The organism is Bradyrhizobium sp. USDA 3315 (assembly GCF_054056795.1).
In genome coordinates this window covers 8,342,457-8,356,901 of sequence record NZ_JBSRYP010000001.1, presented here as the reverse complement: position 1 = coordinate 8,356,901, position 14,445 = coordinate 8,342,457, and the positions used below count along the sequence as shown (strand labels likewise).

Annotated in this window: 10 protein-coding genes; 5 read left to right on the top strand and 5 right to left on the bottom strand. The window is 66.4% G+C overall.

Annotated elements, in window-relative coordinates:
* The first annotated feature begins 158 nt into the window (after positions 1-158).
* The 4 genes from ACVIYL_RS39195 (at position 159) to ACVIYL_RS39180 (ending at position 7,083) form a co-directional block, all read left to right on the top strand.
* On the top strand, positions 159-1,745 hold the full coding sequence (locus ACVIYL_RS39195; protein ID WP_057020253.1) for a Do family serine endopeptidase: 1,587 nt from the start codon (positions 159-161) through the stop codon (positions 1,743-1,745).
* A gap of 265 nt (positions 1,746-2,010) precedes the next feature.
* A complete protein-coding gene (locus ACVIYL_RS39190) occupies positions 2,011-2,691 on the top strand; it encodes a response regulator transcription factor (RefSeq protein WP_028331552.1) in 681 nt (226 codons plus the stop codon).
* Positions 2,675-4,129 carry a sensor histidine kinase gene (locus ACVIYL_RS39185; RefSeq protein WP_253609477.1) on the top strand — a complete coding sequence of 485 codons (1,455 nt, stop codon included), beginning with the start codon at positions 2,675-2,677 and terminating at the stop codon, positions 4,127-4,129. Before ACVIYL_RS39190 ends, ACVIYL_RS39185 begins: the two co-directional genes overlap by 17 nt.
* On the top strand, positions 4,126-7,083 hold the full coding sequence (locus ACVIYL_RS39180) for a bifunctional [glutamine synthetase] adenylyltransferase/[glutamine synthetase]-adenylyl-L-tyrosine phosphorylase (RefSeq protein WP_456781077.1): 2,958 nt from the start codon (positions 4,126-4,128) through the stop codon (positions 7,081-7,083). The genes ACVIYL_RS39185 and ACVIYL_RS39180 overlap by 4 nt, the downstream gene beginning before the upstream one ends.
* A 143-nt stretch (positions 7,084-7,226) precedes the next feature.
* On the opposite strand, the gene ACVIYL_RS39175 is transcribed toward ACVIYL_RS39180, so the two are convergent.
* The 5 genes from ACVIYL_RS39175 to ACVIYL_RS39155 are packed head-to-tail and all read right to left on the bottom strand — an operon-like array spanning position 7,227 to position 13,202.
* On the bottom strand, positions 7,227-7,448 hold the full coding sequence (locus tag ACVIYL_RS39175) for a formate dehydrogenase subunit delta (RefSeq protein ID WP_076833312.1): 222 nt from the start codon (positions 7,446-7,448) through the stop codon (positions 7,227-7,229).
* Positions 7,432-8,268, bottom strand: a complete 837-nt coding sequence (gene fdhD, locus ACVIYL_RS39170) for a formate dehydrogenase accessory sulfurtransferase FdhD (protein ID WP_456781076.1) — start codon at positions 8,266-8,268, stop codon at positions 7,432-7,434. The genes ACVIYL_RS39175 and fdhD overlap by 17 nt, the downstream gene beginning before the upstream one ends.
* 2 nt (positions 8,269-8,270) lie before the next feature.
* Entirely contained in the window at positions 8,271-11,147 is a 2,877-nt protein-coding gene (gene fdhF / locus ACVIYL_RS39165; protein ID WP_456781075.1) for a formate dehydrogenase subunit alpha, read from the bottom strand.
* Between the two features lie 13 nt (positions 11,148-11,160).
* A complete protein-coding gene (locus tag ACVIYL_RS39160; protein WP_456781074.1) occupies positions 11,161-12,729 on the bottom strand; it encodes a formate dehydrogenase beta subunit in 1,569 nt (522 codons plus the stop codon).
* Positions 12,726-13,202 carry a formate dehydrogenase subunit gamma gene (locus tag ACVIYL_RS39155; RefSeq protein WP_456781073.1) on the bottom strand — a complete coding sequence of 159 codons (477 nt, stop codon included), beginning with the start codon at positions 13,200-13,202 and terminating at the stop codon, positions 12,726-12,728. Before ACVIYL_RS39155 ends, ACVIYL_RS39160 begins: the two co-directional genes overlap by 4 nt.
* Positions 13,203-13,458: 256 nt before the next feature.
* Between ACVIYL_RS39155 and ACVIYL_RS39150 the strand changes: the two genes are divergently transcribed.
* Positions 13,459-14,355 carry a LysR family transcriptional regulator gene (locus tag ACVIYL_RS39150; protein ID WP_018270739.1) on the top strand — a complete coding sequence of 299 codons (897 nt, stop codon included), beginning with the start codon at positions 13,459-13,461 and terminating at the stop codon, positions 14,353-14,355.
* Positions 14,356-14,445: the final 90 nt, after the last annotated feature.

Below are 14,445 nucleotides of genomic sequence, written 5' to 3'. Positions count from 1 at the left end.
CCTTTACTTACCTGCGCTATTCTGCCGCAGCGGCGGCCGCCTCGATTACAAAAGTTTAATTCCGCAGCCAGCGCGCCGTAAGGCTGATGACCCCATGTTCAGACCCATCAGGTGCTCGCCCCCGGCACCAATGATTCTGGCCCTGGAGATTTCAAGACATGACCGACCGTCCCGACCTCTCGACCCTTCCGTCCTACAAGGCGCCGAAGCGCTCGCTGTTCTCTGCCCGCAAACTCGCGCTGATGGCGTCGGTCGTGGCCGGCCTCGGTGCCGCCACCTATGGCTTCAGCCCCTCGCACAACCCCGCCGACCTGTTCACGACGCCCGCGCATGCGCAGGTCAATAACGAGGTCAAGAAGGTTCAGCAGCCGGTCGGATTTGCCGACATCGTCGAGCGCGTGAAACCGTCGGTGATCTCGGTCAAGGTCAACATTCGCGAGAAGGTCGCGAAGGATGACAGCAACAACAATGACGATTCGCCGTTCCAGCCGGGTTCGCCGATGGAGCGCTTCTTCCGCCGCTTCGGCGGTCCGGATGGCTTGCCCCCGGGTCTGCGCGGTGGACCGCGTGGCGGTGGCGTGGTGACGGGCCAGGGCTCCGGCTTCTTCATCTCGGCTGACGGCTTTGCCGTGACCAACAATCACGTCGTTGACGGCGCCGACAAGGTCGAAGTCACCACCGACGACGGCAAGACCTATTCCGCCAAGGTGATCGGCACCGATCCGCGCACCGACCTCGCGCTGATCAAGGTCGAGGGCGGCTCCAACTTCCAGTTTGCCAAGCTTTCCGAAACCAAGCCGCGCATCGGCGACTGGGTGCTGGCGGTCGGCAATCCGTTCGGCCTCGGCGGCACCGTGACCGCGGGCATCGTCTCGGCCTCCGGCCGCGACATCGGCAACGGCCCGTATGACGATTTCATCCAGATCGATGCGCCCGTGAACAAGGGCAATTCGGGTGGCCCGGCGTTCGACGTGTCCGGTGAGGTGATGGGCGTCAACACGGCGATCTACTCGCCGTCCGGCGGCAGCGTCGGCATCGCGTTCTCGATCCCGGCCCAGACCGTCAAGAGCGTCGTCGCCCAGTTGAAGGACAAGGGCGCGGTCAGCCGTGGCTGGATCGGCGTCCAGATCCAGCCGGTGACCTCCGACATCGCCGACAGCCTCGGCATGAAGAAGGCCGAAGGCGCGCTGGTTGCCGAACCGCAGGCCAACGGCCCCGCGGCCAAGGCCGGCATCGAATCCGGTGACGTCATCACCGCCGTCAATGGCGAGCCGGTGAAGGATGCGCGCGAACTCGCCCGCACCATCGGTGGCCTCGCGCCCGGCAACGCCGTGAAGCTGAACGTACTGCACAAGGGTCAGGACAAGACCGTCAACCTCACGCTCGGCCAGCTGCCGAACAACCTGGAAGCCAAGGCGGACACCGACAAGAGCGACAAGGGCAACTCGTCCCGCGGCACCGACGTGCCGAAGCTCGGCCTCACCGTCGCGCCCGCCAACAGCGTGGCCGGCGCCGGCAAGGATGGCGTGGTCGTGACCGAAGTCGATCCCAAGAGTGCTGCCGCTGAGCGGGGCTTCAAGGAAGGCGACGTGATCCTCGAGGTCGCCGGCAAGTCCGTCGGCACCGCCGGTGAAGTGCGGGATGCGATCACCGCGGCGCGCAATGACAGCAAGAACAGCGTTCTCATGCGCGTGAAGAGCGGCGGTTCGTCGCGCTTTGTGGCAGTGCCGCTGGCGAAGGGATAACTATCTATGAGTTGGAAGGCGTCGCCGGCATCAGTCGCCCCCGCCGACGGCGCTTTCCGGGGGGCGGGCCCCTTGCTCGCTCCCTACGTTGCCTTTCGATGGAATATGCCCCCCTCTGTCGGAAGGTCTCAGGGCGGTGAGGTCCCCCAGCTTCACCGCCCACTTTTTTCAAGCAATCGAGAATATGCGCGGTCGTCTTGCATGTGCAGGCCGGCCGCGTCATGCTGACAGAGGGCCAATTCCCGTGACCGCAATCGCTCCGCAAATGCGCATCCTGATCATCGAAGACGACCGTGAGTCAGCCGACTATCTGGTCAAGGCATTCCGCGAAGTCGGCTATATCGCCGATCTCGCCTCCGATGGCGAGGAAGGGCTGTCGATGGCCGAGTCCGGCGACTACGACGTGCTGGTTGTGGATCGCATGCTGCCGAAGCGTGACGGCCTGTCGCTGATCGGCAGCCTGCGCGACAAGGGCAACCGGACGCCGGTACTCATCCTCTCGGCGCTCGGCCAGGTCGATGACCGCATCAAGGGCCTGCGCGCCGGCGGCGACGACTACCTGCCGAAACCCTATTCCTTCGCCGAGCTGCTCGCGCGCGTCGAGGTGCTGTCGCGGCGCAATGTCGGCCCGGCCGAGGAGACGACGTACCGGGTCGGCGACCTCGAGCTCGATCGGCTGTCCCATCGCGTCGCCCGCGGCAAGGACGAGCTTACCTTGCAGCCGCGCGAGTTCCGCCTGCTCGAATATCTCATGAAGCATGCCGGGCAGGTGGTGACGCGCACCATGCTGCTCGAGAATGTCTGGGATTATCATTTCGATCCGCAGACCAACGTCATCGACGTTCACATCTCGCGGCTGCGCTCCAAGATCGACAAGGGTTTTGAGCGGCCGCTGCTGCATACCATCCGCGGCGCGGGGTATATGATCCGTGACGGCATTCGGTAAACTGATCCGGACCACGGCGTTTCGGCTGACGCTGGTCTACCTGTTCCTGTTCGCGCTGTTCGCCGCCTCGCTGCTGGCTTACTTCGCATGGAACACGCGGCGGCTGATCACCGAGCAGATCACGACGACGGTCAATGTCGAGATCAGCGAGATCACCGATATCTACAACCGCCGCGGCCTGCGCGGCCTGCTGGGCACCATGGGCAATCGTGCGCTGCGGCCGGGCGCCAACCTCTATCTGGTGACGGCGCCGAACGGGCAGATGCTTGCCGGCAATGTCGGCGCGCTGGCGCCGGGCGTGATGAGCACGCAGGGCTGGACCGAGACCGCCTATCGCCGGCTCGACGACCAGGACAAGACCGATCACCGCGCGCTGGTGCGGGTCACCCAGATGGACAACGGCTTCCGCCTGCTGGTCGGGCGCGACCTCGAGGAACGGCGGCGGCTGTTCGGCATCGTCGCCAAGGCCGCGCAATGGTCGATCCTCGTCGTCGTCGTGCTCGGCATCGGCGGCGGTATCTTCGTCGCCCGCCGCGTGCTGCACCGGATCGACGCCATGACCGGAACCACCAAGCGCATCATGGCGGGCGATCTGTCCGGCCGGCTGCCGGTCGGCCGCAGCGGCGACGAGCTCGATCGCCTGGCGGAAAATCTCAATGCCATGCTCGAGCGCATCGAGGCGCTGATGACGGGGCTGAAGGAGGTCTCCGACAACATCGCCCATGACCTCAAGACGCCGCTGACGCGGCTGCGCAACCGCGCCGAGGAGGCGCTGGCGCGGTCGGGCTGCGAGGCCGACTATCGCGCGGCGCTGGAGCGGACCATCGAGGAATCCGACGGGCTGATCCGCACCTTCAACGCCCTGTTGATGATTGCGCGTGCCGAGTCCGGCCAGGCGCGCGGCAACATGGACGATTTCGACGGTGCCGATGTCGCCAACGGCATCCACGAACTGTACGAGCCGCTGGCCGAGGACGACGGCATGACGCTGCAGGTGAAGACCGTGCCGGCGCCGATTCACGGCAACCGCGAATTGATCAGCCAGGCGGTCGCCAACCTGGTCGAGAATGCCATCAAATACGGCAAGCCCGACGTGAGCGTACAGCCGCTCAATGCGGATGCGCGGGAGATCCTGATCGAGGCGCGGCGCGAGGGCGACCAGGTCCTGCTCAGCGTCACCGACCACGGTCCGGGCATTCCCGAGGCCGACCGCAAGCACGCGGTCGAGCGTTTCGTCCGGCTCGAGGCGAGCCGGACCTTACCCGGTTCCGGTCTCGGCCTCAGCCTGGCCTCGGCGGTCGCCACGCTTCATGGCGGCGAGCTCAGGCTCGGCGATGCCCATCCGGGGCTGGTCGCCACCCTGGTGCTGCCCGCGCGGGCGGGCGGCAGTGACAGGCTTGCGGCTCAAACGCAGGATGTGCCACAGAAGGCGGCATGAATGCCGCCGCGCCGGGAAACGCGGATCGACATGGTCTGGCCGCGCGGTTCGCGGACGGACCGCGTGTCGCCGCGCCCACATCCGCCGATCAGCGCCTGACCGACTGGTTCGCCGAGCTCGAGCCGGCGCAATTGGCCGCGCTCAATGCGCTGCTTGAACATCCGTTCGCACGCGACATCCTGCGCGGCATCGCCGAGTTCTCGCCCTACCTGTTCGAGCTCGCGCGTGCCGACGCCGCGCGGCTGATCCGGATCCTGTCATGCGACCCGGAGTCGCATCTGGCCAATCTGATCGAGACGACGTCGCGCGAGGTGCTCGCCGCCGGCAGCGAGGCCGACGTGATGGTTCTGCTTCGCCGCATGAAGGCGGAGGCCGCGCTGATGATCGCGCTGTGCGACATCGGCGGCGTCTGGCCGGTGATGCGGGTGACGGCGGCGCTGACCGACGTCGCGGTGAATTCGGTGCAATCGGCGCTGCGATATCTGTTCCGGCAGGAAGTGGCCCGCGGCCGGATGACCGCGGCCGATCCCGATCACCCCGAAGCAGGTTCGGGCCTGATTGTGCTCGCGATGGGCAAGATGGGGGCCGGCGAGCTGAACTATTCCAGCGACATCGACCTGATCGTGTTCTTCGATCGCGCGGCCACCTCGCTCGCCGAGGACATCGAGCCGCAGCCGTTCTTCGTGCGCGTCACCCAGGCGATGGCGCGGATGCTACAGCAGCGCTCGGGCGACGGCTATGTGTTCCGGGTCGATCTCAGGCTGCGTCCGGACCCGGCCTCGACCCAGGTCGCGATCTCGACCGACGCGGCGTTGCATTATTACGAACGCGAGGGACGCACCTGGGAGCGTGCTGCGATGATCAAGGCGCGGCCCTGCGCCGGCGATCCCAAGGCCGGCGAGGCGCTGATCGCCGAGCTCGCGCCCTTTGTCTGGCGCAAGCATCTGGATTTTGCCGCGCTTGCCGATGTCCACGACATGAAGCGGCAGATGCAGACCTATCGCGGCCAGAGCGAGATCTCGGTCGAGGGCCATAACGTCAAGGTCGGCCGCGGCGGCATCCGCGAGATCGAGTTCTTCGCCCAGACCCAGCAGCTGATCGCTGGCGGCCGCCATCCGGAGTTGCGGGTGCGGCCGACGCTGGAGGCGCTCAACGTGCTCGCCAACAGCAACTGGATCACCTTTGAAGCGCGCGACGAATTGACGACGGCCTATGAATTCCTGCGCCGGGTCGAGCACCGGCTGCAGATGATCGCCGACGAGCAGACCCATTCGCTGCCCGAAGCGCCTGAGGATGTCGAGCGCTTTGCGCATTTCTTCGGCTACGAAAATCGCGAGGCCTTCGCCAGAGACCTGCTCGGCCAGCTCAAGATCGTGCAGAACCACTATGGCAAGCTGTTCGAGGGCGACGATCCGACCGGCACCGCAAAGCTGCCGGATATCGACTACGGCGCCGGACCTGAGGACGCCCGCCTGATCGAACATCTCGCCAATCTCGGCTTCAAGAAGCCCATTGCGGTTGCCGGCACCGTGCAGCAATGGATCGAGGGCGACTATCGCGCGCTGCGCGTCGAGGCGACGCGCGCCGCGTTCCTGGAATTCATTCCCGGCCTGATCGACGGCCTCGCGCATGCCGAGGAGCCTGACGATGCGGTGGCGGCGTTTGACCGTTTCCTCGGCGCGCTGCAGCGGGGCGGCCGGCTGATCTCGCTGCTCAGCCAGAACCGCGACTTCGTCGCGCTGGTGGCGCTGATCCTCGGCGCGGCACCGCGGCTCGGCGACATGCTGGCGCGGCAGCCGCAGATCATGGACGGCCTGGTCGATCCGCGCTTCTTCGGCGCGATGCCGGACAAGAAGGAACTGTCGGAGCGGCTGGCCGCCACGCTGCAGGATGCGTCGTCCTACGAGGATTTTCTCGATCGTCTGAGATTGTTCGGCCAGGAGAGCCTGTTCCTGATCGGCACGCGGATCCTGTCCGGCACGGTATCGGCGCAGCACGCCAGCACCGCCTTTGCCGATGTGGCCGAGGGGATCGTCCACACCGTGCACGGCCTCGTCACCGACCAGTTCGCCGCGCAATATGGTCGGATCAATGGGCAGGAGACCGCGATCGTCGCGATGGGGCGGCTCGGCAGCCGCGAGATGACGGCGTCCTCCGACCTCGATTTGATCCTGCTGTACGATTTCGATAGCGAGGCGCCGGACTCCGACGGCGAGCGCTCGCTGCATGGCGCGCAGTATTTTGCCCGCTTCACCCAGCGCCTGATCAGCGCCTTCACGACCCGGACCAATTACGGCGTGCTCTATGAGGTCGACATGCGGCTGCGCCCGTCGGGGCGCGCCGGCCCGGTCGCCTCGCGGATCGATTCGTTCTCCGACTACCAGGAGCGCGAGGCGTGGACCTGGGAGCACATGGCGCTGACGCGCGCCCGCGTGATCTCATCGTCGCCGGAATTCCGCGAGAAGATCGAAGCGATCATCCGCAGCGTGCTGACCCGGCCGCGCGATGCGGCGTCGACCGCGGCCGACGTTGCCGACATGCGGCGCGCGATCGCGCTGGAGAAGGGCGAGGACGACGTCTGGGATCTCAAGCTCGCCGCCGGCGGGCTCGTCGACATCGATTTCATCGCGCAATATCTCCAGCTCGCGCATGCCGCGGTGAAGCCGGAAATCCTCAGTGTCTCGACGCTGCAGGTGCTCGACAATGCCGCCAAGCTCGGCCTGCTCGGCCAGTCCGAGGCGGAGATCCTGCGCTCCGCGGCGCGGCTCTATCATGACCTGACGCAGATCCTGCGGCTCTGCGTCACCGGCAAGTTCAATCCGGAGAGCGCGGGCGAAGACCTACTGCGCGTGATGGCGCGGGCCGGGGACACGCCGGACTTCTCCGCACTGGAAGCCCGCCTGCGCGAGACCCAAAGCGAGGTGCGCCGCGTCTTCAACACGATCGTGGGGTAGGGGAAGCTACGATCTCAATCCCGTCATCCTGAGGAGCGCGTAGCGCGTCTCGAAGGATGCACGGCCACAGTCGGGCCGTCGACCCTTCGAGACGCCGCTATGCGGCTCCTCAGGGTGACGGTGATAGAGCAGGGCGCGGCTGCCTACGCCTGCTGCTTCAGCTTCTGCAAGGCATCGCGGACGTCGGGATCGAGGCCGGTGCCGCCGGCGTCGAGATGGGCGAAGATCTGCTTGCGCATCCGCGGATCCCAGAACTTCCAGATGTGCTCGGAAATGCCCTGCACGGCACGCTCGCGCCCCTGGCTCTGGAAGAATTTTCCGATCTGGTTCGCCATATAGACCAGTTTGTCAGGCGACGACGACATAAGCGGGCTCCTTGCCGGCCATCGCGCCTGTGACGCGTTCCGGATGCGTAAAGATTTCAAATCCATCGGCGCGAGCGATCGCGGCGAGCGTGATGCCGGCGGCATCCGCCATCCGCACCGCAAGCGCGGTCGGCGCCGACACCGCAGCGATCAGCGGCGCGCCGATCGCGGCGGTCTTCTGAACCATTTCGACCGAAACGCGGCTGGTGAGCAGCACCATGCCTTCGCTGGCCATGACCTTGTCGCGGGCCAGCGCGCCGGCGAGCTTGTCGAGCGCATTGTGGCGGCCGACATCCTCGCGCAGCGCCACGATGCCGCGCGCGCCCGTCCAGAACGCCGCGGCGTGCACGGCGCGGGTCTGGTGGTTGATCTCCTGCAGCGGCGCCACCGCCGCCACCGCCGCCATGATCTCGCGCGGCGAGAAGGCGCGGCCCGCGCGCACCACCGCAGCCGGCCGGACCGCCTCGCTGATGGAATCAAGTCCGCACAGGCCGCAGCCGGTCGGTCCGGCGATGTTGCGCCGTCGCTCGGCGATCCGCTCGGCCCTGTCAGGCCTGAGCCACATCCGAAGCTCGATGCCGTCATCGAGCTCGACGATGTCGAGGGTCTCGATCTCGTCGGCCGCTTGCACGATGCCTTCGCTCAGGCTGAAGCCCACGGCGAAATCGCCGAGGTCCTCGGGCGAGCCCATCATCACGGCGTAGGTGCCGCCATTATAGGTCAGCGCGAGCGGCGTCTCCTCCGGGATCAGGCGCGCGCCGTCGCTGAAGACGCCGTCACGCCAGACTTTCCGCCTTGATTGGTGGACGGGCTCGCGCATCGTTACTCCGCGGCTTCCACCACCGGCGCGATGCGGCGGGAGTGGCGTGCCTGCTCGTCATAGGCCTTCTGCCAGTCGGACGGACCGTTCGACGGCGAGATCTGCACTGCGGTGACCTTGTACTCCGGACAGTTGGTGGCCCAGTCGGAGAAGTCGGTCGTGATGACGTTGGCCTGGGTGTCAGGGTGGTGGAACGTGGTGTAGACCACGCCCGGCGCCACGCGGTCGGTGAGCTCGGCGCGCAGCGTGGTCTCGCCGGCCCGGCTCGCCAGCCGCACCCAGTCGCCGTCGCGCACGCCGCGCTGCTCGGCGTCATGCGGATGGATCTCCAGCCGGTCCTCGGCGTGCCACACCACGTTCTCGGTGCGGCGGGTCTGCGCGCCGACATTGTACTGGCTGAGGATGCGGCCGGTGGTGAGCAGCAGCGGGTAGCGCGGGCCGGTGCGTTCGTCGGTCGCGATATATTCGGTGAGGATGAACTTGCCCTTGCCGCGCACGAAGCCGCCGATATGCATCACCGGGGTGCCTTCCGGCGCCTTTTCGTTGCAGGGCCACTGCACCGAGCCGAGCTCGTCGAGCCTGGCATAGGAGACGCCCGCGAAGGTCGGCGTCAGCGCGGCGATCTCGTCCATGATCTCGGATGGATGGGTGTAGTTCATCTCAAAGCCCATCGCCTTGCCGAGCATGATCGTCACTTCCCAGTCGGCGTAGCCGTTGAGCGGCGTCATCACCTTGCGGACGCGCTGGATGCGGCGTTCGGCATTGGTGAAGGTGCCGTCCTTCTCGAGGAAGGTCGAGCCGGGCAGGAAGACATGGGCGTAGTTCGCGGTCTCGTTCAGGAAGAGATCGTGGACGATGACGCATTCCATCGCCGACAGCGCCGCCACCACATGCTTGGTGTTAGGGTCGGACTGCAGGATGTCCTCGCCCTGCACGTAGAGCCCCATGAAGCTGCCCTCGATGGCGGCGTCGAACATGTTCGGGATGCGCAGGCCCGGCTCGTTGTTGAGCTTGACGTTCCACATCGCCTCGAACTGCTCGCGCACCGCGTCGCCGGCGATGTGGCGGTAGCCCGGCAGCTCGTGCGGGAACGAGCCCATGTCGCAGGAGCCCTGCACGTTGTTCTGGCCGCGCAGCGGATTCACGCCGACGCCGGGCCGGCCGATATTGCCGGTCGCCATCGCGAGGTTGGCGATCGCGATCACCGTGGTCGAGCCCTGGCTGTGCTCGGTGACGCCGAGCCCGTAATAGATCGCGCCGTTGCCGCCGGTGGCATAGATTCGTGCCGCCTCGCGCAGCGCCTTCGGATCGACGCCGGTCATGATCGCGGTGGCTTCCGGGCTGTGCTTGGAATCGGCGACGAAAGCCGCCCAATCCTGGAACTCGCTCCAGTCGCAGCGCTCGCGCACGAAGGTCTCATCGACGAGCCCTTCGGTGACGATGACATGGGCGAGCGCGGTGAGCACGGCGACGTTGGTGCCGGGCATCAGCGGCAGATGCAGCGCCTTCACATGCGGCGATTCCACCATCTCGGTGCGGCGCGGATCGATCACGATCAGCCTGGCGCCCTGGCGCAGCCGCTTCTTCAGCCGCGAGGCGAACACCGGATGGGCGGAAGCCGGATTGGCGCCGATGATCAGCACGACGTCGGTGTCCTCCACCGAATCGAAATCCTGCGTGCCGGCCGAAGTCCCAAAGGTTTGCGACAGGCCGTAGCCGGTCGGCGAATGGCAGACGCGGGCGCAGGTGTCGACATTGTTGTTGCCGAAGCCGGCGCGGATCAGCTTCTGCACCAGATAGGTTTCTTCATTGGTGCAGCGTGACGAGGTGATGCCGCCGACCGCGTCGCGGCCGTATTTCTGCTGGATGCCCTTGAATTTCGCGGCGGCGAAATTCAAGGCTTCGTCCCACGACACTTCCTGCCAGGGATCCTCGATCCGCTCGCGGATCATCGGCTTCAGGATGCGCTCCTTGTGGGTGGTGTAGCCCCAGGCGAAGCGGCCCTTGACGCAGGAATGGCCGCGATTGGCCTTGCCGTCCTTCCACGGCACCATGCGCACCACTTCCTCGCCGCGCATCTCGGCCTTGAAGGCGCAGCCGACGCCGCAATAGGCACAGGTGGTGATGACCGAGTGTTCGGGCTGGCCGATCTCGATCACGGATTTCTCGGTCAGCGTCGCGGTCGGGCAGGCCTGCACGCAGGCGCCGCAGGACACGCATTCCGAGCCGAGGAAGCTTTCGTTCATGCCGGGCGAGACGCGGCTGTCGAAGCCGCGGCCGGAGATCGTCAGCGCGAAGGTGCCTTGCACTTCCTCGCAGGCGCGGACGCAGCGCGAGCAGACGATGCACTTCGAGGGATCGTAGGTGAAGTACGGATTGGACTCGTCCTTCGGCATCCAGTTGTCGTTTTCGCAGCCGTGCGATTTGGCGAAGACGTGATTCTCGCCTTCATAACCGTAGCGCACGTCGCGCAGGCCGACGGCGCCCGCCATGTCCTGCAATTCGCAGTCGCCGTTCGCCGCGCAGGTCAGGCAGTCCAGCGGGTGGTCGGAGATGTAGAGCTCCATCACGCCCTTGCGCAGCTTCTTCAGCCGCTCGCTCTGGGTGTGCACGACGAGGCCGGGCATGACCGGCGTCGTGCAGGAGGCCGGCGTGCCGGCGCGGCCCTCGATCTCGACGAGGCAGAGCCGGCAGGAGCCGAAGGCGTCGACCATGTCGGTCGCGCAGAGCTTTGGAATCTGGGTGCCGGCTTCCATCGCCGCGCGCATGATCGAGGTGCCCTCGGGCACCGTGATCTGATTGCCGTCGATGGTCAGCGTGACCATCGTCTCGGATTTGGACTTGGGCGTGCCGAAATCGGTTTCCTGGATCAGCGACATCGTGATTTCCTTGCTATTCCGCGGCCTGCAACCGGGCCGGTGCGGGACCTAGATCTCCGCCGAAATCTTCCCGGAAGTGTTTCAGTGCGCTCATCACGGGGTAGGGCGTGAAGCCGCCGAGTGCGCACAGCGAGCCGAATTTCATGGTGTTGCAGAGGTCTTCGACAACCGCGAGGTTTTCCGCGACGCGCTCGCCATTGATGATCTTGTTGATGGTCTCGACGCCGCGGGTCGAGCCGATCCGGCACGGCGTGCACTTGCCGCAGGATTCGACGGCGCAGAATTCCATCGCAAAGCGCGCCTGTTTCGCCATGTCGACGCTGTCGTCGAACACCACGATCCCGCCATGGCCGATCAGGCCGTCGCGCGCAGCGAACGCTTCATAGTCGAACGGCGTGTCGAACAGCGCGCGCGGGAAGTAGGCCCCGAGCGGGCCGCCGACTTGAACCGCGCGCACCTCGCGCCCGGTGAAGGTGCCGCCGCCGATCTCGTCGACGAGTTCGCCGAGCGTGACGCCGAAGGCGGTCTCGAACAGCCCGCCATATTTGATGTTGCCGGCGAGCTGGATCGGCATCGTTCCGCGCGAGCGGCCCATGCCGAAATCGGCGTAGGCCTTGGCGCCGTTGTCGAGGATGAAGGGAATCGCCGCGAACGACAGCACGTTGTTGATCACGCTCGGGCGGCCGAACAGGCCCTTATGCGCCGGCAGCGGCGGCTTGGCCCGCACGATGCCGCGGCGGCCCTCGAGGCTTTCCAGCAGCGAGGTTTCTTCGCCGCAGACATAAGCGCCGGCGCCGACCCGCACCTCGAGATCGAACTCATGGGTGGAGCCGCCGATGCGCTTGCCGAGCAAGCCGGCGCGGCGGGCGGCCACGATCGCCGCGTTCATCGCTTCGACCGCGTGCGGATATTCCGAGCGGATGTAGATGTAGCCCTTGGTGGCGCCTACCGTGATACCTGCGATCGCCATGCCCTCGATCACGACGAAGGGGTCGCCTTCCATGATCATGCGGTCGGCGAAGGTGCCGCTGTCGCCTTCGTCGGCGTTGCAGACGATGTATTTGCGGTCGGCGCTGGCCTGCGCCACGGTCTTCCACTTGATGCCGGTGGGGAAGCCGGCGCCGCCGCGGCCGCGCAGACCGGACGTGGTGACGTCGGCGAGGATCTGGTCGGAGGTCAGCGTCAGCGCCCGCTCCAGGCCCTTGTAGCCGCCATGGGCGCGGTAGTCGTCGACCGAGCGCGGATCGATCACGCCGCAGCGGGCGAAGGTCAGCCGGGTCTGGCGCTTCAGCCAGGGAATCTCATCCGTGACACCAAGCCACAGCGCGTGCTGGCCGCTGCCGGCCATCGCGTCGAGCAGGGATAGAACGTCCGCCGGCGTCACCGGGCCGAACGCGACGCGGCCCTGGGCGGTCGCCAGCTCGACCAGCGGCTCCAGCCAGTACAGCCCGCGCGAGCCGGTCCTGACGATTTCGAGCGGCATGCCGCGCGCTGCTGCGGCCTGCTCGAAGGCGAGGGCGACATCGTCGGCGCCGACGGCGACCGCGCCGGCGTCGCGGGGAATGAAGATCCGCATTGTCATCGCTGTGCCTCCGCGACCAGCGCGTCGATCCGCGCTTCGTCGAGCCGGCCGACCACGCGGCCATCCAGCATCGCCGAGGGCGCGGTGGCGCACAGCCCGAGGCAGTAGATCGGCTCCAGCGTCACGCGGTCATCCGCCGTGGTATTGCCGAGGGCAATGCCGAGCCTGGCTTCCGCGCGCGCCGCGAGCGCATCGCCGCCGGCGGCCTGGCAGGCCTCGGCGCGGCACAGCTTGAGGACGTGGCGGCCCGCAGGTTGCTTCCGGAAATCGTGGTAGAAGGTGAACACGCCGTGCACCTCGGCGCGCGACAGGTTGAGCGCCTCCGCCACCATCGGGATCGCAGGCTCCGGCACGTAGCCGAAGGCCTCCTGCAGCGCGTGCAGGATCACCAGCGTGGCGCCTTCAAGCCCGGCATGCTCGGCGATGATTTCAGCGCCGCGCGCCTTGTCCCAAGGTTCGTATCCCACCGTCATCAGCGCTTCTCACGATCAGTTTTTTGCTTCGCACATGAGAGTTGGAATCCTTCGAAACATCAATAAAGCTGTCTCATGCGGCGATTGCGAAACGCGATTAATAGCGTCGCCGAATGGATCGATGCGGTTTCGTAATAATGTTCTGGAATCACGGACTTCCGCGGCGCTTTGGATTTCGGGATCGCACCCCGATCGTGCTACCTATGGACGTATCGGGCTGCCGCTTGGGGCGCCGCTTTCCGAAGGGATCTGAACCTTGATCGACAAGCTGGAACTTCTGCTGGCGCTGGCCAAGGAGCGGCATTTCGGCCGGGCCGCGGAGGCCTGCGGCGTCACCCAGCCGACGATGTCGACCAGCCTCAAGCAGCTCGAGGAAATCCTCGGCGTCATGCTGGTGCAGCGCGGATCCCGCTTCCAGGGCTTCACGCCGGAAGGGGAGCGGACGCTGGACTGGGCGCGGCGCATCGTCGGCGATGCGCGCGCGATGAAGCAGGAGATCAACAGCCTCAAGGACAAGCTGTCGGGCGAGATCCGGATCGCGGCGATCCCGACCGCGCTCGGCATGGTGGCCTCGCTGACCACGCCGTTCCGGGCGCGCCATCCCGATGTGCGGTTCCGCATCCAGTCGTGCACGTCGGCCGACGTGCTCGGCCTGCTCGAGAATCTCGAGGTCGATGCCGGGCTGACCTATATCGAGAACGAGCCGATCGGCAAGGTCCGCACCATCCCGCTCTATAACGAGAGCTATCGCTTGCTGACGGCGCCGGATGCGATGTTCGGCGACCGCAAGCAGGTGACGTGGAAGGAAGTCGGCACCGTGCCGCTCTGCCTGCTCACGCCCGACATGCAGAACCGCCGCATCATCGATCGCGCGCTGACCTCGGTCGGCGCGGAGGCGACGCCGACGCTGACGTCGAACTCACTGCTCGTGCTCTACACCCACGTGAAGACCGGCCGCTGGGCCAGCGTGATGCCGGCCAAGCTTGCCGAGACGCTCGGCCTTGCGGATGCCGTGCGCAGCATTCCGATCGTCGATCCGGTCGTGGACTACAGCATCGGCCTCGTGATCCCGCAGCGCGATCCGATGACGCCGCTGATCGCAGCCTTGGTGCAGGTCGCACGCGAGGTCGCGCCGACGCTCGAGAGCGCGTAGCTCCCGGCATTCTCTCGCAGCCTTTTCGCCACGGTTTCGGCACGGCAGCAACCGACCACGCGTTGTGTGGTTGTGTTGAAGCAAGTCCTG

Excerpts from the sequence above, each read along its gene's own strand:
- ACVIYL_RS39155 (WP_456781073.1), bottom strand. The coding sequence starts at position 13,202 with ATGACGGTGGGATACGAACCTTGGGACAAGGCGCGCGGCGCTGAAATC.
- ACVIYL_RS39190 (WP_028331552.1), top strand. The coding sequence starts at position 2,011 with ATGCGCATCCTGATCATCGAAGACGACCGTGAGTCAGCCGACTATCTG.
- ACVIYL_RS39175 (WP_076833312.1), bottom strand. The coding sequence starts at position 7,448 with ATGTCGTCGTCGCCTGACAAACTGGTCTATATGGCGAACCAGATCGGA.
- fdhD (WP_456781076.1), bottom strand. The coding sequence starts at position 8,268 with ATGCGCGAGCCCGTCCACCAATCAAGGCGGAAAGTCTGGCGTGACGGC.
- ACVIYL_RS39195 (WP_057020253.1), top strand. The coding sequence starts at position 159 with ATGACCGACCGTCCCGACCTCTCGACCCTTCCGTCCTACAAGGCGCCG.
- ACVIYL_RS39160 (WP_456781074.1), bottom strand. The coding sequence starts at position 12,729 with ATGACAATGCGGATCTTCATTCCCCGCGACGCCGGCGCGGTCGCCGTC.
- fdhF (WP_456781075.1), bottom strand. The coding sequence starts at position 11,147 with ATGTCGCTGATCCAGGAAACCGATTTCGGCACGCCCAAGTCCAAATCC.
- ACVIYL_RS39180 (WP_456781077.1), top strand. The coding sequence starts at position 4,126 with ATGAATGCCGCCGCGCCGGGAAACGCGGATCGACATGGTCTGGCCGCG.